At 71.3% G+C, this 20,599-nt stretch carries 18 protein-coding genes; 8 read left to right on the top strand and 10 right to left on the bottom strand.

All coding sequences use genetic code 11. The features are described 5' to 3' along the window. Positions 1–2 precede the first annotated feature (2 nt). Positions 3–875, top strand: a complete 873-nt coding sequence (locus tag JR064_RS20595; RefSeq protein WP_206230971.1) for a plasmid replication/partition related protein — start codon at positions 3–5, stop codon at positions 873–875. Positions 876–934: 59 nt separating this feature from the next. On the opposite strand, the gene JR064_RS20590 is transcribed toward JR064_RS20595, so the two are convergent. Further along, positions 935–1,315, bottom strand: coding sequence for a VOC family protein (locus JR064_RS20590; RefSeq protein WP_179565742.1), 381 nt, complete (start codon positions 1,313–1,315; stop codon positions 935–937). A gap of 244 nt (positions 1,316–1,559) precedes the next feature. On the opposite strand from JR064_RS20590, the gene JR064_RS20585 reads away from it, so the two are divergent. From JR064_RS20585 to JR064_RS20575, 3 genes are all read left to right on the top strand, one after another. Then, positions 1,560–2,801 carry a DUF445 domain-containing protein gene (locus JR064_RS20585; RefSeq protein ID WP_179567902.1) on the top strand — a complete coding sequence of 414 codons (1,242 nt, stop codon included), beginning with the start codon at positions 1,560–1,562 and terminating at the stop codon, positions 2,799–2,801. A gap of 180 nt (positions 2,802–2,981) precedes the next feature. Then, positions 2,982–7,064: a CHASE domain-containing protein gene (locus JR064_RS20580; protein WP_206230970.1), complete on the top strand. Its 4,083-nt coding sequence runs from the start codon at positions 2,982–2,984 to the stop codon at positions 7,062–7,064. Positions 7,065–7,119: 55 nt separating this feature from the next. Next, positions 7,120–8,163, top strand: coding sequence for an HD domain-containing phosphohydrolase (locus JR064_RS20575; protein WP_206230969.1), 1,044 nt, complete (start codon positions 7,120–7,122; stop codon positions 8,161–8,163). A gap of 120 nt (positions 8,164–8,283) precedes the next feature. Here the strand turns inward: JR064_RS20575 and rlmKL are convergent, their stop codons facing one another. From rlmKL to JR064_RS20550, 5 genes are all read right to left on the bottom strand, one after another. Then, positions 8,284–10,464, bottom strand: coding sequence for a bifunctional 23S rRNA (guanine(2069)-N(7))-methyltransferase RlmK/23S rRNA (guanine(2445)-N(2))-methyltransferase RlmL (rlmKL, locus tag JR064_RS20570; RefSeq protein WP_191825567.1), 2,181 nt, complete (start codon positions 10,462–10,464; stop codon positions 8,284–8,286). A 202-nt stretch (positions 10,465–10,666) separates the two neighbouring features. Further along, complete coding sequence (locus tag JR064_RS20565; protein ID WP_206230968.1) at positions 10,667–12,280, bottom strand: ATP-binding cassette domain-containing protein; 1,614 nt, start codon at positions 12,278–12,280, stop codon at positions 10,667–10,669. A gap of 165 nt (positions 12,281–12,445) precedes the next feature. Next, positions 12,446–12,955 (bottom strand): GNAT family N-acetyltransferase, encoded by a 510-nt coding sequence (locus tag JR064_RS20560; RefSeq protein ID WP_206230967.1) that lies wholly within the window; start codon positions 12,953–12,955, stop codon positions 12,446–12,448. A gap of 43 nt (positions 12,956–12,998) precedes the next feature. Next, entirely contained in the window at positions 12,999–13,526 is a 528-nt protein-coding gene (locus tag JR064_RS20555) for an alpha/beta fold hydrolase (RefSeq protein WP_206230966.1), read from the bottom strand. Beyond that, positions 13,523–14,014, bottom strand: coding sequence for an MOSC domain-containing protein (locus tag JR064_RS20550; RefSeq protein ID WP_206230965.1), 492 nt, complete (start codon positions 14,012–14,014; stop codon positions 13,523–13,525). The genes JR064_RS20555 and JR064_RS20550 overlap by 4 nt, the downstream gene beginning before the upstream one ends. Positions 14,015–14,036: 22 nt before the next feature. Here JR064_RS20550 and JR064_RS20545 point away from each other — a divergent pair, with 22 nt between their 5' ends. Next, entirely contained in the window at positions 14,037–14,630 is a 594-nt protein-coding gene (locus JR064_RS20545; RefSeq protein ID WP_206230964.1) for an N-acetylmuramoyl-L-alanine amidase, read from the top strand. 121 nt (positions 14,631–14,751) lie between these two features. Here JR064_RS20545 and JR064_RS20540 read toward each other — a convergent pair whose 3' ends face one another. The 4 genes from JR064_RS20540 to JR064_RS20525 form a co-directional block, all read right to left on the bottom strand. Next, positions 14,752–15,684, bottom strand: a complete 933-nt coding sequence (locus JR064_RS20540; RefSeq protein WP_206230963.1) for a DUF1684 domain-containing protein — start codon at positions 15,682–15,684, stop codon at positions 14,752–14,754. Between the two features lie 76 nt (positions 15,685–15,760). Then, the gene (locus JR064_RS20535) at positions 15,761–16,642 is read right to left on the bottom strand and encodes a sulfurtransferase (protein WP_206230962.1); all 882 of its coding nucleotides are present in this window, start codon (positions 16,640–16,642) and stop codon (positions 15,761–15,763) included. Continuing rightward, on the bottom strand, positions 16,639–17,439 hold the full coding sequence (locus JR064_RS20530; RefSeq protein WP_179565764.1) for an NUDIX hydrolase: 801 nt from the start codon (positions 17,437–17,439) through the stop codon (positions 16,639–16,641). Before JR064_RS20530 ends, JR064_RS20535 begins: the two co-directional genes overlap by 4 nt. Positions 17,440–17,555: 116 nt before the next feature. Further along, a complete protein-coding gene (locus tag JR064_RS20525) occupies positions 17,556–18,257 on the bottom strand; it encodes an FKBP-type peptidyl-prolyl cis-trans isomerase N-terminal domain-containing protein (RefSeq protein ID WP_145707454.1) in 702 nt (233 codons plus the stop codon). Positions 18,258–18,417: 160 nt separating this feature from the next. Here JR064_RS20525 and JR064_RS20520 point away from each other — a divergent pair, with 160 nt between their 5' ends. Genes JR064_RS20520 through nth form a run of 3 tightly spaced genes read left to right on the top strand, consistent with a single transcriptional unit; the run spans position 18,418 to position 20,252 of the window. Continuing rightward, positions 18,418–19,200 (top strand): enoyl-CoA hydratase-related protein, encoded by a 783-nt coding sequence (locus tag JR064_RS20520; protein ID WP_191825575.1) that lies wholly within the window; start codon positions 18,418–18,420, stop codon positions 19,198–19,200. A gap of 12 nt (positions 19,201–19,212) precedes the next feature. Continuing rightward, on the top strand, positions 19,213–19,581 hold the full coding sequence (locus JR064_RS20515; RefSeq protein ID WP_206230961.1) for a hypothetical protein: 369 nt from the start codon (positions 19,213–19,215) through the stop codon (positions 19,579–19,581). Then, positions 19,578–20,252: an endonuclease III gene (nth, locus tag JR064_RS20510; RefSeq protein WP_206230960.1), complete on the top strand. Its 675-nt coding sequence runs from the start codon at positions 19,578–19,580 to the stop codon at positions 20,250–20,252. Before JR064_RS20515 ends, nth begins: the two co-directional genes overlap by 4 nt. Positions 20,253–20,599 lie beyond the last annotated feature (347 nt).

Genomic DNA, 20,599 nt, shown 5'->3' with positions numbered 1-20,599 from the left:
CGATGAACATCGTCGTCAAAGAAGACCTCAAGGCCTACATCGATCCGCTCACCGCCGACGAATACGCGGCGCTGGAGCGCAGCCTGCTCGCCGAAGGCTGCCGCGATGCGCTGGTGCTGTGGGGCGACATCCTGGTCGACGGGCACAACCGCTACGGCATCTGCCAGAAGCACGGGCTGCCGTTCCAGACCGTGCAGAACACCCGTTTCCAGTCGCTGCAGGACGTGCACCTGTGGATGATCGACCAGCACCTGGGCCGGCGCAGCGTGTCCGATTTCCAGCGCGGCGTGCTGGCGCTGCGCAAGCGCGAGATCCTGGCCGAGCGCCGCAGCCGCGCCGCCGCGCCGGCCGCCGAATCCGCCGAATCCGCCGACGGCGCCGCTGCCGCAGCGAGCGATGCGCACGACGATGCCGCGCCCTGGGCCGATGCGCCGGCCGGCGCGGACGGCGCCAGCGTCGAGGCGATGCCGGCGCCGCTGAGCCGCGCCGACCTGGCGCGTGCCGCACGGCTCAGCAACAGCCAGGTACTGCAGATCGAGAAGATCCAGAAACAGGCCACCGCCGAAGTGGTGGAAGCGGTGAAATCCGGCGCGATCTCGATCAACGCCGCCGCGGCGGTGGCCAGCCTGCCCGAGGACGAACAGCGCGCCGCGGCGATCGCCGGCAAGGACGAACTCAAGCAGGCGGCCAAGCGCGCCCGCGAATCCAAACGCAAACCGCGCGAGACACCGGCCACCGAGCAGGACCGCGATGGCGACGCCATGCGCGGCGACACCGAACTGGCCGCACTGCGCCAGCGCGTGGCCGAGCTGGATGCCGAGAACCAGGCGCTGCGCGAGGAAGTGGCGGCCCTGCGCGCGCGGCTGCAGGGCTGATCCGGGCGCTGCAGCTCGCGCGATCCGGCCCGTTGCGCAGGCCGCGGTGCCGACACGCCTCAGGCGTGCTGGGCAAGCGACAGGGTGTTGCCGTCCGGGTCGCGGAACCAGGCCACCCTGTCGCCGTTCGGCGCGGTCCAGATGCCTTGCGCGTCCTGGCTGTCGGCGAAGAACGGGTAGCGGATGAACGCAACGCCCTTGGCCGCAAGGGCGGCCACATCGGCACCGATATCGGCGCTCTCCCAACCGAACACGGTGTAGTCGGCGGCGACGCGCGCCGGCGGCTTGACGATGCGCAGGTTGATCGGACCGGCCGCGAATTTCAGGGCGAAGCCGTCGAAGCCCTGGCAGCGCAGGCCCAGGATGCCCTCGTAGAAGGCGCGCGCGCGGTCGATGTCGTCGACGGCGATGAAACCGGCAGGGGTGTGATCGGCGAGCATGGCGCGCGTCCGGCAAGTGGCCCGGAGGCGACCCTAGCATGCCGTCCAGCTCCCGCCCATGCCGCGCGACGGCGCCGTGTCGGAGCGGCGCGCTGGGCATGCCGGCGTTGGACGATCGCACTCACGCCGGTGGCGGCCGCTCCGATGAAACCGTCCTAACCGCGCGCTGCGTAAACTCGCCCACATGAGCGCGTCTCCCGAACCGACCATGCCGCCCGATCCGCGCCGCGCACAGCTGCGGCGCATGAAACTGCTGGCCGCGCTGCTGCTGCTGGCGATGCTGGCCGGCTTCCTGCTCAGCCACGTCATGGGCATGCACGGCGCCTGGGCCTGGATCGGCGCGTTCTGCGAGGCGGCCACGGTCGGCGCGCTGGCCGACTGGTTCGCGGTGGTGGCGCTGTTCCGCCATCCGCTGGGGCTGCCGATTCCGCACACCGCGATCATCCCGCACGGCAAGGCGCGCATCGCCGACAGCCTGGCGGTGTTCGTGCGCGATCATTTCCTGGAACCGGCGGCGCTGCTGACCAAGCTCAGCGCGTTCGATCCGGCCAAGCGGCTGGGCCAGTGGCTGGCCGAACCGGCGCAGGCCGGCAAGCTGGCCGAGCTGGCGCGCGGCTGGGCGCTGCAGGCACTGGACCTGCTCGACGAGGCCGCGGTGCGGCGCCGCATCCATGGCTTCGTGGTGGCGCGCCTGCGCGAATGGAACGCGGCCGCGACCGCCGGCGAGATCCTCGGCCTGCTCACCGCCGATGGCCGCCACCAGGCCCTGCTCGACGAAGCGCTGACCCGGCTCGGGCGGCATCTGGACGATGCGACGGTGAAGCAGCGCGTGTCGGCGATGATCGTCAAGTACGCGCGCCGCGAATGGCCCAAGCTGGTCGGCACGGTGGAATGGGTCAAGCCGGTGGAAGGCATCGCCGACACCCTGGCCGAGCGCCTGGCACATGCACTGCTGGACGAACTGCAGGACGTGCTGTCGCAACCGCAGCACCCGCTGCGCCAGGACTACGAACGCTGGCTCGGCGGCTACGTGCAACGCCTGCGCAGCGACCCGGCCACCGCCGACAAGCTGCAGGCGATGAAGCAGCGGCTGATCGAGCATCCCGGCGTGCAGGACTACGTGCAAGGCCTGTGGGACCAGATCCACGCCAGCCTGCGCGAGGACCTGTCGCGCAGCGACGGTGTGCTGGTGCAGCATTTGCAGCGCTCGCTGGCCGCGCTCGGCGAATCGCTGTCCCAGGACAGCGCGTTGCGCGACGCGCTCAACCAGCACCTGCTGGGCGGCGCGGAGAAGCTGACCCAGCGCCTGCGCAGCGGCGTCACCGACCACATCGCGCAGACCGTGAAGGGCTGGGACGAACGCCATCTGGTGGAACAACTGGAATTGAGCGTCGGCCGCGACCTGCAGTACATCCGCTTCAACGGCACCCTGGTCGGCGGCCTGATCGGGGTCGCGCTGCACGCAGCCGTCACGCTGATTCCATGAAGGTCGTAGACGGTCGCTCCCGCAATACGCCGCGGGGGCTGGTGCGGCCGCAACGATCGCGCTAGCGTGGGATGCGCGGTCGGGGCAGGACCGTCGCTTCAATCGTGAAAGCCATCCCGTACGGACCGGAGGGACGCCGATGCCGGTGCATCGCCAGCGTTCGCCAAAGGAAAGGGGCGCATGTCGAAGAACCGCTGGACACCCGCTGCCGGCCCTGCACGGTCGGCGCTCGGCGCCGCGTTGGCGGTGCTGCTGCTGGGGTTGCTGGCCGCGGCGCTGCTCGCCCGCGGCCTGCACGAGCGCAATCGCCAGCAGGCCAGCGACCGCTTCCAGCAACTGACCACGCACGTCACCGGCGAGCTGCAGCAACGCCTGAATGTCTACGAACACGGCCTGCGCGGCGCGCGCGGCGCGGTCATCGCCGCCGGCGGCGTCCATATCTCGCGCGAGCGCTTCGACCGCTACAGCGCTTCGCGCGAGTACAAGCGCGAATTCCCCGGCGTGCGCGGCTTCGGCTATATCCGCCGGGTGGCGCCGGCCGACGAGGCCGCGTTCCTGCAACAGGCACACAGCGACGGCGCGCCGTCGCTGCAGATCCACCAGCTGACGCCGCACGACGGCGAACGCTTCGTGATCCTGTATATCCAACCGCGGCGGCTCAACAATCCTGCGCTGGGATTCGACATCGCCTCCGAGCCGGCGCGGCGCGCGGCGGCGATCGCCGCCGCGCGCTCCGGCAACCCGACCATCACCGCACCGATCCGCCTGGTGCAGACGCCGGGAGTCGGCAACAGCGGTTTCCTGCTGTTGCTGCCGATCTACCGCGAAGACCTGCCGCTGCAGACCCCGGAGCAACGCTGGCAGGCCACCACCGGCTGGGCCTATGCGCCGCTGAACATCGCCGAAGTGCTGGTGGCCTCGCCCAACCACGCCCACGAGCTGCTGCTGACCCTGGCCGACAGCGAAAACAGCACCCAGCCGTTCTATCGCGGCGACGGCAATGCCCAGGCGGCGGCCACCGGGCTGCGCGCCGAACGCAGCATGCCGATCTACGGCCGCCGCTGGCTGCTCAACGCGCAGGCGACGCCGGGCTTCGTGCGCTCGCTCAACCAGACCTCGCCGCTGCTGGCCGGCGGCCTGGCCGGCGGCATCTCCGTGCTGCTCGCCGCACTGCTGTACCTGTACCTGACCGGCCGCCACCGCCGCGACCTGATCCTGCGCGAGCAGAGCCAGCTGGCCGCGCTGGTCGGCGGCTCCAGCGAAGCGATCGTGGCCGAGGACCCGGATGGCCGCATCACCCACTGGAATCCGGCCGCCGAGCGCATCTTCGGTTACCCCGCGGCGCAGGCCATCGGCCAGCCGTTGCAGGAGCTGCTCGGCAACCAGATCCGCGACGCGGCCGGCAACGGCACGCAGGTGCGGGAACTGCGCCATCGCGACGGCCATCGCGTCAGCGTGCTGGCCAGCGCCTCGCCGATCCTGGACAACGACGGCGACATGGTCGGCCACTCGCACCTGCTGCACGACGTGTCCGAACGGGTGCGCGCCGAAGCGCGGGTGCTGGAACTCAATGCCACCCTGGAACAGCAGGTGGCGCAGCGCACCAGCGAACTGGTCACCTATTCGGCGCTGCAGCGCGCGATCCTGGCCAACGCCGGCTACGCGATCGTGGCCACCGACCCGGACGGCACCATCACCCTGTTCAATCCCGCCGCCGAAACCATGCTCGGCTATCCCGCGCACGAGATGATCGGGCGCAAGGCCACCGGCCTGTTCCTGGATCCTGAGCAACTGGCCAGCCGCGCCGAAAGCATGGCCGCGCAATCGGGCATGGCGGTGGCGCCGGCGTTCGAATCGGTGGCAGCGCTGTCCACGCTGGGGCGCAGCGACACCCGCGAATGGACCTACATCAGCAAGGACGGCCGCCCGTTCCCGGTGCTGCTGACGCTGAGCACGCTGCGCGACGACAACGACCAGGTGATCGGCTACCTCGGCATCGCGGTGGATCTGACCGAGCAGAAGCGCCACGAGCGCGAGCTGCGCCTGGCGATCGACGCGGCGGAAACCGCCAACCAGTCCAAGAGCGATTTCCTGGCCAATATGAGCCACGAGATCCGCACGCCGATGAATGCGATCCTGGGCATGCTGTACCTGCTGCAGCACAGCGAACTGCCGCAGGCGGCCAAGGACATGATCCAGAAGAGCGACGCGTCGGCGCGCGCGTTGCTGGAGATCATCAACGACATCCTCGACTTCTCCAAGATCGAATCCGGGCGCATCGACCTGGAATCGGAACCGTTCGACCTGAACCAGTTGCTGGAGAACATCGCCGCGCTGATGACCTCGGCGATCAGCGCCAAGCCGGTGGAGATGATCGTCGAACCGTTGCCGGCCGGCTGCCGCTGGCTGCGCGGCGATGCGCTGCGCCTGAACCAGGTGCTGATCAACCTGGTGGGCAATGCCATCAAGTTCACCGAACAGGGCGAAGTGGCGCTGTCGGTGCGCAGCTTCCCCAGCGGCGAACCGGGCAAGATCAAGCTGTTCTTCTCGGTCCGCGACACCGGCATCGGCATCGCGCGCGACAAGCAGAGCCTGATCTTCTCGCCGTTCCTGCAGGCCGACACCTCCACCAGCCGCCGCTACGGCGGCAGCGGCCTGGGCCTGACCATCAGCCGGCGCCTGGTGGAACTGATGGGCGGCCAGCTCGAGGTGCAGAGCACGCCGGGCCGCGGCAGCGATTTCTATTTCGCGATCAGCTTCCCGGTGTTGCCGGCGCCGGCCGCCGAGGTCGAACATCCCGAAGCGCGGCGGGTGCTGATCGCCGACGACCACGACCTGGTGCGCAGCAACCTCAGCAGCATCGCCAGCGGCTTCGGCTGGCAGGTGGAAGCGGTGGCCAACGGCACCGACGCGATCGCCGCGGCCGGCCCGGAACGCGAGGGCTTCGACGTGATCCTGCTCGACTGGCGCATGCCCGACCTGGACGGGCTGCGCGTGGCGCAGCGCATCCGCGCGCAATCGGCGCCGGACCGGCAACCGATCATCGTCATGGTCACCGCCTACGAACGGCGGCTGCTGGAAGAGCAGCACTACGCGCCCAGCGACGTGGACGCGGTGATGACCAAGCCGGTCACCGCCTCGGCGCTGTACCGCACCATCGCCACGCTGCTGGCGCGACGCCGCGGCGACGGCCCCTCGCCCTTGCTCAGCGGCGACGGCACCCCGCGCCTGGCCGGCGCTCGGCTGCTGGTGGTGGACGACAGCGAGATCAATTGCGAGGTCGCGCAGCGCATCCTCGAAGGCGAAGGCGCGCTGGTGGAACTGGCCCACGACGGCGAGCAGGCACTGCAGCGGCTGCAGCGCGATCCCAGCCGCTTCCACCTGGTGCTGATGGACGTGCAGATGCCGACCCTGGACGGCTACGAGGCCACCCGCCTGCTGCGCGAGGACCCGCGCCTGGCCGGCCTGCCGGTGATCGCACTGACCGCCGGCGCCTACCGCCAGCAACAGGAGCTGGCGCTGTCCAGCGGCATGAACGGCTTCATCGCCAAACCGTTCCAGGTCGAGGAACTGATCGCGATCATCCGCCAGTTCCTGCCGCTGCGCCTACCGCTGCCGCTGGAGCCGCTGCCGGCCTTCGCCGGAGAGGTCTGGCCCGACGCCGATCCGCAGTTGCTCGACGCCGCGCAGGCGCAGCGCCTGTGGAACGAGCGCGTGCCCTATCAGCGCTACCTGCTGAAACTGCTGCAGGACAACCCCGACCCGGCGGCGACGCTGCAGACCCTGCTGGATGCGCAGGCGCCGGCGGCGGCGATCTCCTACGTGCACAAGCTGCGCGGTTCGGCCGGCTCGCTGGCGCTGCCGGCGCTGGTCGCGGCCAGCGCCGCGCTGGAGGAACGGCTCGGCGATGCGCCGGGCCAGGCCGAGGCCGCGATCGCGGCCTTGGGCACGGCCATGAGCGCCACCGCCACGGCGATCCGGCGCTTCGTGGCCGAGGCCGAGGCGTTGCCCGCGGCGGTGCCGCCGGCCGCCCCCGCCGCGGACGCCGGCGCCGCGGCCGCGGTCCCGCTGCAGCAACGGCTGCAGCACCTGCTGCAGGCCCTGGACAGCGACGACCCCGACCGCGTGGAGCGGGTGCTGCACGACCTGGCGCCCTCGCTGCCCCCGGCGCTGGCGACGGAACTGCGGCAACTGGTGGAGAGTTTTTCCTTCCGCGAGGCCGAAGCTCAAGTCAGGCGCTGGCAGGCCGATGCATCCCCATAGCATTCGCCGCGCCGGCCCTGGAGGCCGCCGCGGGTGAACCCGACAAGGAACCACGATGGTCCAGCCTCCCATCCTGTGCGTAGACGACGAAGCCAGCAACCTGGCGCTGATCCGCCAGATCCTGCGCGAGGACTACGCCCTGGCCTTCGCCAAGAACGGCGCCGAGGCGCTGCGCGCGGTGGTCAAGCATCGCCCGGCGCTGATCCTGCTCGATGTCGACCTGCCCGACCTGGACGGCTACACCATCGCCCGCACCCTGAAACAGGACCCGCGCACCGCGGCGATCCCGATCATCTTCGTCACCGGCAAGGACAAGGACGCCGACGAGAGCATCGGCTTCGAGGCCGGCGGCGTGGACTACATCACCAAGCCGTATTCGCCGAGCATCCTGCGCGCGCGGGTGCGCACCCACCTGTCGCTGGTCACCGCCGCCAGCCTGGCCAGCAGCCACCGCGACGCGATCCAGATGCTGGGCATGGCCGGCCACTACAGCGACTCGGACACCGGCACCCACATCTGGCGCATGGCCGCCTATGCGCGCGCACTGGCGATCGCCGCCGGCTGGTCGCGCGAGGACGCCAACCTGCTCGAGCAGGCGGCGCCGATGCACGACACCGGCAAGATCGGCATCCCCGACGCGATCCTGAAGAAGCCGGGGCCGCTGGATGCGGACGAATGGGCGGTGATGAAGCGGCATCCGCAGATCGGCTACGACATTCTCAGCCGCAGCAGCGCGCCGCTGTTCCGGCTCGCCGCCGAAGTCGCGCTGTACCACCACGAGCATTGGGACGGCAGCGGCTACCCGGCCGGCCTGGCCGGCGAACGCATTCCCGAGTCGGCGCGGATCGTGGCCCTGGCCGACGTGTTCGATGCGCTGACCACGCAGCGCCCGTACAAGGACGCATGGCCGCTGGCGAAGGTGATGAACCTGTTCCAGCAGCAGGCCGGCACCCAGTTCGAGCCGCGCCTGGTTGGCCTGTTCACCGAGATCCTGCCGCAGATCCTGCAGATCCAGGACTACTGGAGCGAACGCGAACCGGGCGACGACGTGCCGCACCGCGCCAGCGCGCAGGCCTCGACGCGGCATCGCGATGGTTGAGCCGTCCGCACGCTGTCCGCACCAATGTAGGAGCGGCTTCAGCCGCGACAGAGCCTATCCGTAGAGCCTGTCGCGGCTGAAGCCGCTCCTACAACGAGCGCCGCGGCGCGCGTCGCCCCCTCAGCGCCGCTGCAACCGCCAGGCGCGATGGATGCGCGGATTGCGCTCGAAATCCGGCGCGATGGTCTGCGCGGTGATCTCCTCGCACGACGCGAAGTCGGCCAGCGCGTCCTCGTCCAGCTTGAAGCGGCGGAAATTGTTGGAGAAGTACAGCACGCCCTCCGGCATCAGCCGCGCCACCGCGGCGCGCAGCAGCCGCACGTGCTCGCGCTGCAGATCGAAATCCTCGGCGCGCGCGGAATTGGAGAAGGTCGGCGGATCGCAGAAGATCACGTCGTAGCGGTTCTTCTCCGCCTCCAGCCAGGTCAGCGCGTCGGCCTGCACCAGCCGGTGCTGGGCACCGCCCTTGCCGTTGAAGCCCAGATTGTCCGCACACCACTGCAGGTAGGTGCCGGACAGGTCCACGCTGGTGGTGGAATCGGCGCCGGCCACCGCCGCCTGCACGCTGGCCACGCCGGTGTAGCAGAACAGGTTGAGGAAGCGCTTGCCGCGCGCCTGCTGCGCCATCGCCCCGCGCAGCGGGCGGTGGTCCAGGAACAGGCCGGTGTCCAGATAATCGAACAGGTTCACCCGCAGCAACGCGTCGTGTTCGCGCACTACCAGGAACTCGCCGCGCTGCTCGAAGCGCCCGTATTTGCTGCCGCCCTTGCCGCGCTCGCGCGACTTCAGCGCCACCCGCTCGGCCGGCACTTCGAACACCTCGCGCGCAGCGGCCAGCAACTCGTTGCGGCGGCGGCGCACGTCGGCATCGGGAATCTCCTCCGGCGCGGCGTATTCCTGCACGTGCAGGTAGGTGCGGGCCTGGCCGCCGTCTTCCTGGTACACGTCGATCGCCGCCGCGTATTCGGGCAGGTCGGCGTCGTAGGCGCGGAAGCAGCTGACCTGTTCGCGCGCGCGCCAGTTCTTGAACTTGCGCAGGTTCTTGCGCAACCGGTTGGCGACCATCTGCGCGCCGTCGCTGAGCGCGCGCGGCGCCTCGGCCGGCTCGCGCTGCGCGACCGCGATCGGGTCGCAGACGATCAACGGACATTCCAGCGCGCCATTGAACATCTGGTATTTCTTCGCCGCGCGCAGGCCGGTGGCATAGGCCAGGTCGGCATTGCCGCACAGCAGGCTGGCGCGCCACTGCGGCACCGCGCGCTTGAGCGCCTCGCCCAGGCGCCGGTACAGCGCGGTGTCGGCGGCCAGACGCTCGTCGTACGGCGGATTGCACACCACCGTGCCCAGCGCCTGCGCCGGCGTGCGCAGGTCGGCGACATCGCGCACCTCGAACACGATCGCCGCGGCAACCCCGGCCGCCTGCGCGTTCTCGCGCGCGGCGCGGATCGCATGCGGATCGATGTCGCTGCCATGGATCACCGGCCGCAGCGCGGCGCGGCCGGCCGCCTCGCGCTGCCGCGCCTCGGCCAGCAGGGCGCGCCAGGCCTCCTGGTCGAAGCCCAGCCAGCGGCTGGGCGCGGCACTGAATTGCAGCGGGCCGGCGTCGCCGCGGCGTGCGGCGGCCAGATCGCCGCGCAGCAGCCCCGGGGCCACGTCGGCGGCCATCAGCGCACCTTCGATCAGCAGCGTGCCGCTGCCGCACATCGGATCCAGCAGACCGCCGCCCTGCGCGTACAGCTGCGGCCATTGCCCGCGCAGCAACACCGCCGCGGCCAGGTTCTCCTTCAGCGGCGCGGCGTTCTGCACCTGGCGCCAGCCACGCCGGTGCAGCGAGCCGCCGCCCAGGTCCACCGACAGCGTCGCGCGGCCCTTGCGCAGCGACAGGTTCAGGCGCAGGTCCGGATCCTCCACGTCCACCGACGGCCGCTCCAGGCCTTCGCCGCGCAGCGTGTCCACCACCGCGTCCTTGACCCGCTGCGCGGCATAGCGCGCATGCGTGATCGCGGTGCCGGACACGTGCGCGTCCACCGCCAGGGTGTGCTGCGAGGTCAGGTGCTCGCGCCACGGCAACGCCGCCACGCCGGCATACAGCGCGGTCTCGTCGGGGCAGTCGAACTCGTCCAGCGGCCACAGCACGCGGCTGGCCAGGCGCGACCACAGCACCGCGCGCTGTGCATCGCGCAGCGTGCCTTCGCTATTGACCCCGGACACGGTGGCGGTGGCTTTGGCAACGCCGAGCGCGAGCAGCTCGTCGACGAGCAGGTATTCCAGGCCCTTGGCGCAGGAGACGAAGAATTTCACGGGAATGCGGACCACACGAAGAAGGAGGGATGCGCGGGCGGGCGCCAGGCCCGCCCCGCGCGTATCGCGGCAGCGCGGCCCACGGCGGGCGGGCGGCGGCAACGGACGGGAAGACGCGAATGGTCGGCCATCGCGCCCGCCATTACCAGCCCGGGGCGCGGTGCACGCCCGGCGCTTGGCACCCACGGCGCGCGGCGCGCGCTCACCACGGCGCCAGCCGCCAGCCGTCCGGATCGGCCTGCAGGCGCGCGTCCAGGCGCAGGCCGTCGAGGAACGCGGCATCGTGCGACACCACCAGCAGCGCGCCCGGGTACTGCAACAGCACCTGCCGCAGCGCCTCGCGCGCGTCCAGGTCCAGGTGGTTGTCCGGCTCGTCGAGCAGCAACAACTGCGCCGGCGGATCGCGGTAGAACGCGCAGGCCAGCGTCGCCTTCAGGCGCTCGCCGCCGCTGAGCCGGCCGCTGGGCACGCCGATGCGCTGCGCGTCCAGGCCGAGCAGGGCCAGCCGCGTGCGCAGGTCGGCCACGTCGGCCACCGCATTGGCCGCCTGCAGCTGCGCCAGCGGCGGCTGTGCCGGATCGAGCAGCTGCAACCCCTGGTCCAGGTAGGCACTGGGCACATGCACCTCGCAGCGTCCGGCCAGCGGCGCCAGTTGGCCGTCCAGCACCCGCAGCAGGGTCGATTTGCCGCTGCCGTTCGGCCCGACCACGCCGATCCGCTGGCGGCCGCCGATGCACAGCTCCAGCGCGGCGCGCGCCGGCGGCGCGTGCGGCAGCCGCAGGCCACGCAGTTCGGCGACCCGGCGCCCGGCCGCCGCAGCCGGCATCGGCGCGAACAAGGCGACCGGCGCCGCGGCCTCGACCGCGTGCGCGGCCTCGCGCACCTGCGCGGACAGCCGTGCGTGCGCGGCGGCCGCTTGCTGCCGGTGCCTGCCGGCGCTGTGTTCGCTGCGCTGCTTCTGCCGGCCGAGCAGGATCGGCGCCTGGTTGGCGTCCTGCGCCTGGCGGCGGCCATGCGCGCTGCGCCGCTGCTGGCGCGCCTGCTGCTCGCGCAGCGCATCGCCCTGGCGCCGGCGCTCGTGTTTGCAGCGTTCCAGCTCGGCCAGCGCCTGCTGTCGCTCCTGCGCCTTGCACTGAGCGTAGAACGCGTAACCGCCGCCATAGTCGCGCAGGCCCAGCGACGACAGTTCCACGATGCGCTGCATGTCCTGCAGCAGCGCGTGATCGTGGCTGACCACCAGCAGCCCGTGCGGCCAACGCCGCAGTTGCTGCTGCAGTTGCCGGCGCTGCTCACGGTCGAGATGGTTGCTCGGTTCGTCCAGGATCAGCACATCGGCGTCGGACAGCCAGGCGCCGAGCAGCGCCACGCGCATCGCCTCGCCGCCGCTGAGTTCGGCCGCCGGCCGCTGCGGCGTCACATGGCCGAGTCCGCACAGTTCCAGTTCGGCGCGCAGGCGCTGGGCGATATCCCAGCGCTCGCCGAGCGCGTCGAAGTCGGCCGGATCGGCGCTGCCGGCCTCGATCCGCGCCAGTGCGTCCAGCGCCGGGCGCACCCCGGCCAGCGAGGCCACCGTGGCGTCGGCGGCGCGCACGATCTGCTGCGGCAGGTAATGGATGCGGCCGTGGCGCTGGCAGTGCCCGGCGCTCGGCGCCAGCTGGCCGGCGAGCAGGCGCGCGAACACGCTCTTGCCGACGCCGTTGCGGCCGACCAGGCCGGTGCGGCGCGCATCGAGTGCGAAATCGAGATCGGAAAACAGGGTCCTGCCGTCGGGCAGGACATACGACGCGCTGTCCAGCGCGAGCAAGGGATGCGTCATGGGAACTCCACAGATGCCGGTCACGCCCGCCGCAGTCGGCAGGAACGGACAAGGCCGTCGAAGACGGCGGCATCAATGGCGCATCGGCGGAATCCTCGGCTCGCGGATCTGAAGCGCGATGGTAACCCGCGTGTCCGCGGCCCGGCAAAGGCGCGGCGGCGGCGCTCAGCCGCCGGCCAGGAACGCGTCGTGGTATTCGGCTTCCGCCACCGGCGGCAGGCGGTCGCCGAAACCGATCGCCTGGAAGTACCCGGCCGGCACCCCGGGCAACACCAGTCCCGGTTCCGGCGCGAAGCCGAAACGCGCGTAGAACGCAGGCTCGCCGAGCACCACGCAGCCGGCCGCATCCAGCGCCTGCAGCTGCGCCAGCGCCTCGCGCACCAGCCGCGTGCCCAGCCCCTGGCGCTGGTGGCCCGGCCCCACCGACAGCGGCCCCAGCGCGTACCAGCCGCGGCTGCCATCGGAGAGCCGCACCGGCGACACCGCCACATGGCCGACGATGTAGCCGTCGTGCTCGACCACCAGCGACAGGGTCAGCGCGCCGTCCGCGCGCAGCCGTTCGATGATCTGCTGCTCGTCGTGGCGGCTGTGCGCGACGCGGAAGAACGCGACCAGGGTCAGCGCCTCGATCGCGGCGTGGTCGGCCTGGGTCTCGGCGCGGATGTTCAGTTCCATCGGGGGCTCCGGTTGATGCGGCCTGCTGCGCGCGACACGCCGCTCACAGCGTTTCCAGCAATTCGGCGAACGCGCGCGCCGAGGTCTCGACGTGGTCGCCCAGGCGGTGCAGGTCGTCGACCAGCAGCAACCGCGCCGCGCGCGCCTGCGCCCAGGCGATCACCTCGGCCGCGGGGATCAGTTCGTCGTGCCAGGCATGCACGATCGAGATCGGCACCGGCGCCGCATCCAGCGCCGGCATCCAGCCCATCCGCGTCGGCGGCACCATCAGGAACAGGCCGCGCACCGGCACCTGCAGCGACACCTGCGCGGCGATGTAGGCGCCCAGGCTGGAGCCGGCCAGCACCACCGGCCCGCGCTGCGCGGCCGCCTGCGCCAACCCGAGCAGACGCTGCAGCCGCGCCGGCACGTCGCCGAGCTGGCTGACCTCGCGGCGCGCATCCAGGTCGGTGAAGTCCGGGCGCTCGTGGCTCCAGCCCAGGCGCTGCGCGACCTCGGCCAATGCCGCGACCTTGATCGCGTCCGGGCCGCTCTCGAAGCCGTGCGCGAGGATGCAGTGGCCGCGGCTCACAGCGCCACCACCGCATCGCCGAGCCGCAGCGTGCCGCCGTGCACGATCCGCGCGCACAGGCCGCCATGGCCGCGCATCGCGTTGTAGCCGCCCGGGCCCAGCGCGTCCTCCATGCGCGAGCACGGATCGCATGGCGCGATGCCTTCCAGCTCGACCTCGCCGATGCGGAAACGGCGCCCTTTCAGCGCGATCAGCGGGATGCCGGAGACGACCAGGTTGCGCCGCAGCGTCGCCGGCGCCACCTGCGCATGGCCGGCCAACGCGGCGATCGCCGGCAGGTGCTCGGCCTGGATCAGGGTCAGCCCGCGCATGCCGTTGCGGCCGGCGTAGCGGTCGCCGAACAGGCCGCCATCGGCGCGCGCCACCGCCTGCGCCACTTCGAGCATCGGCACGTCGCGCGCCGGGCGCAGGCCTATCCAGTCCACGCGTCCGGCGCGCGGCAACGTGGCGAGCAGCGTCGCCAGCGGGCTATCGGGATTCAGAGTCATCGGCGAATGCTAGCATCCGTGCATGTCGCAGACCCCGCCGTTGCCGATCCACGATGCGCCCCTGCCCTACGTCGAACGGCTGCAGGCGCGCACCCTGGATGCGATCGATCTGGCGGTGATCCATTGCACCGAACTGCCCGACCTGGCCAGCGCGCGCGCCTACGGCGAACGCGTGCTGTATCCGTCCGGCACCGGCAACAGCGGCCACTTCTACATCGACCGCGACGGCAGCGTGTACCGCTACGTGCCGCTGCAGCGGGTGGCGCACCACGTGCGCGGCTACAACCCGCGCTCGCTGGGCATCGAACTGGTCAACCGCGGCCGCTATCCGCATTGGCTGGATTCGCGCCACCAGGCGCTGGACGAAGCGTATCCGCCGGCGCAGATCCAGGCGCTGATCGCGCTGCTGCACCAGTTGCAGGCGCAGTTGCCGCAGCTGCGCCACATCGCCGGCCACGACGCGCTGGACCGCAGCCGCGAAACCGCCAGCGACGATCCGGCGCTGCAGGTGCAGCGCAAGCTCGATCCCGGCCCGCTGTTTCCGTGGGCGCAGGTGCTGGAGGCGGTCGCGCTGGCGCCGTATGCGCCCTCGGCAAATGAGCTTTCAGACCGCTGACACCGCCCCCTGTAGGAGCGGCTTCAGCCGCGACAGGCACCCTGATGGCGCGTGTCGCGGCTGAAGCCGCTCCTACAAAGGCAGCAGCCACGCCGCGCCCCACTGCGCCAGCGCCGCAGGCTCAGCGCGGACCGACGTAGTTCTTCTCGCCTGCGGTCACCGCCAGTTCCAGGCGATTGCCGACCGGCGCCAACGGGCACACCACGTGGACGGTGAACGCGCACGGCGGGTTCTGCGCCAGGTTGAAGTCCAGCACGATGCGCTCGCCCTGCGGCGGCTCCACGAACAGATAGCGCGCGCCGCCATAGCTCTCGCGGCCGCTGGTGCGGTCGGTGAACGGGAAGAACAGCCGCTTGCCGTCGTCGTCGCGCAGCGCCTGCAAGCGGTAGCGGCGGCCGTCCAGGGTGAACGCGGCGCTGCCCGCCAGCGCCAGCGGCTGCGGCGTGCCGATCGAGGTGAGCAGTACGATCGCGCGCGGCAGCGGGGCCGGATGCCAGTCGGCGACCACGCGCCAGCGCGGATCGATCGGGAAATAGTCGATGCCGCGGAAGCTGCCGCGCGCGGCCGCATGCGGATCGCGGAAGCGCCAACCGAACAGGTTGCCGGTGCGCACCACGTAGAACTCCTGCTCGCCCAGCGCCAGCCGCGTCTCGCTGCCGTGCGCCGCATCGGTGCCGAGGCGGCCGGCGCGGAACGGTTGCCCGCGCACCGTCGGCGCGGCGCCTTCGGCAGCTTCGAACGACACGCCGGCATCGGCATCGATGCGCAGGCTGCCCAGGTGCGCGGGGCCGGCCGGCAGCTGCACGTCGTTGCCTGCGGCGCTGCCCACCTGGTGCACGCCGCTGCGCAGCCGGCCGGAACCGGTATAGCTGAGCCAGCCGCCCGGCGCGCGCAGCCGCGCCACGCGTTGCGCGCGGCGCTGTTCCACCGCCATCCGGTAGTGCGCGCCGGACTGCGAGCGCGGCGAGGCATCGGCGCCTGCGGCGCGCGGCCGCTCGCCGCAGGCGGCCAGGCTCAGCGCCGCTGTCAGCATCCACATCCCACGCCAGCGCATCGCCTCAGCCCCTGTAGTTGCCACCCATGTCTCCTCCACGCCACGCCGACGCGCCACGGCGCCCCCGCGGTGGCGGCTAGCCGCTGGCGCGCGGCAGCGCCGGATCGGCGATCCAGCCGCTCCACGATCCGGCATACACGCGCGCACCGTGCAGGCCGGCATGCTCCAGCGCCAGCAGCAGATGGCAGGCGGTCACGCCCGACCCGCACATCAGCACCACCTCGCGCGGATCGCGCCCCTGCAGCAGCGGCTCCAGCTCGGCGCGCAGCTCCTGCGGCGGACGCAGGCGCCCATCGCGCAGGTTCTGGCCCAGCGGGCGGTTGATCGCGCCGGGCACGTGCCCGGCGACCGGATCGATCGGTTCGACCTCGCCGCGGAAGCGCTCGCCGGCGCGCGCATCCAGCAGCCAGCCCGGCGCCTCGTGCAGGCGCGCGGCGATTTCCTCGGCATCGGCGATACGGCCGGCGTCGAAGCGTTGCGGATACGGCGGCTGCGGCGCATGCGTTGCGGCGGCATCGGTTTCCGGCAGGCCGAGCCGGCGCCATTCGGCCAGGCCGCCGTCGAGCACGGCGACGCGGCGATGCCCGAGCAGGCCCAGCATCCACCACAACCGCGCCGCGGCCATGCTGCCGTCGCCGGCGTCGTAGACCACCACCTGGGTGTGCGGCGCGATGCCCCAGCGCCCCAGCGTCTGCGCGAACGCCTCGGCGTCGGGCAAGGGATGCCGGCCCAGGCCGCGGCGGCCGAGGTCGGACAGATCCGTGTTGAGATCGGCGTACACCGCACCGGGCAGATGCGACTGCGTGTAGGCCTGGCGCGCGAGCTGCGCGGCCTGCGGATCGGCGAGCGCGGCAGCGGCGAAACGCGCATCCACGAGGCGCAGGTCGGGATGACCGAGCGCGGCGGCCAGCGCCGGCGCATCGACCAGGTGCTTCCACTCGGGGAAGGGTTCGCTCATGCGGTTTGCTCCAGTCGTCGGCGCAGGTTGAGCAGGATCGCCGCGGTCGCGCCCCAGATCCGCTGCCCCGGCCAGCCGTATTCCAGCACCACCCGCGGCCGTCCGCGGTAGTCGGTCTCGATGCTGCGAAGATTGTCGGGCGCCATCAGGTAGGCCAGCGGCACGTCGAACACGTCCGCCACTTCGTCGGGATGCGGCTGCGGCACGAACGCCGGATCGATCGCGGCCACCACCGGCATCACCCGGAAACCGCTGATGGTCACGAACGGATCGAGGTAGCCCAGCGGTTCCACCTGCGCCGCGGACAGCGCGATTTCTTCCTCGCTCTCGCGGATCGCCGCGGCCACCGCATCGGCGTCGTCGGCTTCGATGCGGCCGCCGGGAAAACTGACCTGGCCGCCATGGTGGCGCAGGCTGTCGGTACGCCGGGTCAGCAGCACGTGGGTGCCGTCGGCACGCGGCAGCAGCCCGACCAGCACCGCCGCTTCGGCCAGTGCGCCGTCGGGCAGCAGGTCGTGCAGTTCGTGGTGGTTCCAGCCGGGGCCGTCGGGCGGCAGCTGCAGCGGATGCAGCGCGCGCAGCAGCCGCGTGCGCTCGGCCAGGCGCTGGCCCGGCGTCGGCGACCAGCCGCGTGCCGGCAGCACCTCCTGCATGTAGCGCTGGCGCTCGGCGTCGCTCATGCCGCGCCAGCGCGCGATCTCGTCGCCGCTGCGCAGGCAGCCCGCGCAGTAGCCCTGCGCGTCGAGCGTGCACAGACCGATGCAGGGCGTGAGCAACGCATGGGGGACGGGATCCATCGGATTCGACACCTGCTCAGACTAGCGCGATTCGCGGGCAGCGGCACTTTCCCCGCCGCAAAAAAAATTGCGCCGGCGTTGCCGCCGGCGCAATCGTCATGCACTGGACAGCGCGCTTACTTGACGCTGATCAGCTTGATCTCGAACTGCACCGCCACGTTCGGCGGGAACGGCGTGCGCGGGTCGGCGCCATAGGCCTTGTCCGGCGGCAGGGTCACTTCCCACTTGGAACCGGCCGGCATCTGCAGCAGCGTGTCGCGCATGGCCTGCATCTCGACTTCGCTGACCTTGATCGACGGGATCTGCTGCGCCGGACGCGCCTGCGCCGGGCGCTGGCCGAACGGGTACGGACCGGCCACTTCCAGCTGCACGGTGCTGGCCTGGGTCGGCTTGGCGCCCTTGCCGGCTTCGATCACGCGGTACTGCACGCCGCTGGGCAGCGTCTGCACGCCGGCCTTGGCCTTGTTCTGCGCGATGAACTGGTCGCTCTTGGTCTTGTTCTCGGCAGCGGCCTTCTCGTAGTCGGCCTTGGCCTGCTGGGCACGGGCCTGCTCGCGCTTCTGGAACGCTTCGACGGCCGGCTTCAGCTGGTCGGCGGCGACCGCCGGCTGCTTCTTGGCGTAGGCATCCTGCAAGCCCTTCACCACCGCATTGATATCGAGCTGCTCGCCGCGGCCGGACAGTTCGGCAAGGTTGTTGCCGTAGTCGTAACCGAAGTAATAGCTCAGCTTGCCCTTCTCGGACGAGGTGTCCTGGGCGAACGCATTGCCGCTCAGGGCTAGGGCCGCCACGGCGACCGCAATAGAACGCAACTTCATCAAACAATTCTCCAGGGTGGTGGCACAGGACGGCCTGTGCCGCCTGAGATGACGCGTTAGGATAGCCGCCGCGGCGCATAACCGCTACCGACGACGCAACTCTGACAAACCAGCGCCGCCGGAGTTCCCTTCACTCTTTTTTTACATCTCAGGAATGGCCATGTCCGGCACGCCGGTCGTCACCACGACCCAGGATGCGATCCGCATCGTCACCGTGAACCGCGCTGACAAGCTCAACGCGTTGAATCGCCAAACATTACAGGCGCTGGATGCGGCCTTCGCCGAGGCCGAGGCCGACCCCGGCATCCGCGTCGTGGTGTTGACCGGCGCCGGCGAGAAGGCCTTCGTGGCCGGCGCCGACATCGCCGAAATGAACGAACTCACACCGGTTCAGGGTCGCGACTTCTCGCAGCTGGGCCAGCGCCTGATGCGCCGGATCGAGCGCCTGTCCAAGCCGGTGCTGGCGATGGTCAACGGGTTCGCGCTCGGCGGCGGGCTGGAACTGGCCATGGCCTGCCACCTGCGCGTGGCCGCCGACAGCGCCCGGCTCGGCCAGCCGGAGATCAACCTCGGGCTGATTCCCGGCTTCGGCGGCACCCAGCGCCTGGTGCGCCTGGCCGGCCGCGCCGCGGCGCTGGAACTGTGCCTGCTCGGCACGCCGATCGATGCGGCGCGCGCGCTGCAGTTGGGCCTGGTCAACCGCGTGGTCCCTGCGGCCGAGTTGCGCGAGGCCACGCTGCAGCTGGCACGGCAACTGGCCGCGGCTGCGCCGCTGGCGTTGCGCGGCATCCTCGACGCGATCCAGGTCGGCGCCGAATCGGCGATCGAGCAAGGCCTCGAGTACGAGACCGCGCAGTTCGGCCTGCTGTTCTCCAGCGAGGACATGCGCGAAGGCACGCGCGCATTCCTGGAGCGGCGCCCGCCGCTGTTCCGCAATCGCTGAGTCGCGCGCCCGATGCCCGACCTGCCCTCCCCCGCATCGCCGCTGCACCTGTTGCGCTGGGTGCTCGACGACGATCTCGACGCGGCGATCGATGCCGGCCTGATGGACTACGTCGGCACCGCCGACGACGACCTGCTCGATCCGGCGTATCCGCAGCTGCACGCGCAGCTGCTGGCGGCGCAACAGCGCCTGCGCGAGGCCTGGGCCGCGCGCGAACGCTACCGCGCACGCAGTGCACGCCTGGCGCGTCGCGCCGCCGCGCGCGAAGCCCGGCGCGCGCCGCCGGCGACCGTCGCCGCCGCGGCGCCGTCGCTGCCGCCGGCCGCGGCCGCGATCCTGGCGCGGGCCAAGGCCAGGGCCGCCGCGCGGGGTCCGCAATGAGCGCAGCGGTCGCCGCGCCGCGGCGTGGACCCACCTTGAGCAAGGCCGAGATCCACGAACTGTTCTCGCGCCTGTCCGAGCTCAATCCCACGCCGACCACCGAGCTGGACTACAGCACGCCGTTCGAGCTGCTGATCGCGGTGATCCTGTCGGCGCAGGCCACCGATGTCGGAGTCAACAAGGCCACGCGTCGTCTCTATCCGGTGGCGAACACGCCGGCGGCGATCCTGGCGCTGGGCGAGGATGGCCTGAAGCGCTACATCTCCTCCATCGGCCTGTTCAACGCGAAGGCCAAGAACGTGATCGCCACCTGCCGCATCCTGGTCGAGCAGTACGCCGGCGACGTGCCACGCGACCGCGCGGCGCTGGAGGCCTTGCCCGGGGTCGGCCGCAAGACCGCCAACGTGGTGCTCAACACCGCCTTCGGCGAGCCGACCATCGCCGTGGACACGCACATCTTCCGCGTCGCCAACCGCACCGGCCTGGCCCCGGGCAAGGACGTGCGCGCGGTCGAGGACGGCCTGCTCAAGCGGGTGCCGGCGCAGTTCATGCACGATGCGCACCACTGGCTGATCCTGCACGGCCGCTACGTGTGCAAGGCGCGCAAGCCGGAGTGCCCGCGTTGCGTGATCCGCGACCTGTGCCGGTTCAAAGACAAGACACCGGCGTGAGGCCGTTCCAACGACAGCCGTCGTAGTAGCGCCGCTGAGCTTCACTGTAGGAGCGGCTTCAGCCGCGACAGCGTCCGAGGCCGGAACTCCCACCGCGTCCCTCGTCGCGACTGAAGTCGCTCCCACAAGGGTTTCCGCGGCGCAATCGAGGTGCGAGGCCTCTTGTGGGGGAGACTTCAAGTCCCGACTGCATGCCAGTTCGGAACGTCCACCGCTTCGCTCGTCGCGGCTGAAGCCGCTCCTACACCAGCTTGCGCATCGCCAGCCGGGTGCACTGTAGGAGCGGCTTCAGCCGCGACCGCTCGCGCAACCGGAAGACCCATCGCCGCGTTCGTCGCAACCGAAAT

This window comes from Xanthomonas bonasiae, assembly GCF_017163705.1.
Taxonomy (GTDB): Bacteria; Pseudomonadota; Gammaproteobacteria; order Xanthomonadales; family Xanthomonadaceae; genus Xanthomonas_A; species Xanthomonas_A bonasiae.
This window is presented reverse-complemented; position numbering and strand designations above follow the sequence as displayed.